This is a genomic window from Nocardia sp. AB354 (assembly GCF_049538315.1).
In the GTDB taxonomy this organism is placed as follows: domain Bacteria; phylum Actinomycetota; class Actinomycetes; order Mycobacteriales; family Mycobacteriaceae; genus Nocardia; species Nocardia nova.
The window spans coordinates 1-437 of record NZ_JBMVFU010000086.1 but is presented as its reverse complement, the minus strand read 5'-3'; the positions used below and the strand labels follow the sequence as shown (position 1 = coordinate 437).

At 64.8% G+C, this 437-nt stretch carries 1 pseudogene; it reads right to left on the bottom strand.

The annotated features are described in order from the left end of the window. A pseudogene (locus ACPCUW_RS35205) lies at positions 1–437 on the bottom strand (pyruvate carboxylase); the annotation flags it as partial.

The following is a 437-nucleotide window of genomic DNA, read 5'->3' as shown; positions in this document are numbered from 1 at the left end:
AGCAGCCCGGCCATGTCCTTGATGCCGATCACGTGCGCGCCGGCCTCGACGATCTGCTCGGCCAGCTTCAGGTAGTAGTCGAGGGTGTAGAGGTTCTCGTCCGGATTCGACAGATCACCGGTGTAGGACATCGCGACCTCGGCCAGCGCGGTGCCGGTCTCGCGTACCGCGTCGATCGCCGGCCGCATCTGATCCACATTGTTCAGTGCGTCGAAGATCCGGAAGATATCAATACCGGTACCGGTCGCTTCTCGCACGAACGCCCGCGTCACCTGCTCCGGATACGGCGTGTATCCGACGGTGTTGCGCCCGCGCAGCAGCATCTGCAGGCAGATGTTCGGAATCGCCTCCCGCAGCGCGGCCAGCCGCTCCCACGGGTCCTCGTACAGGAAGCGCAGCGCCACATCGTAGGTCGCGCCACCCCAGCATTCGACCGA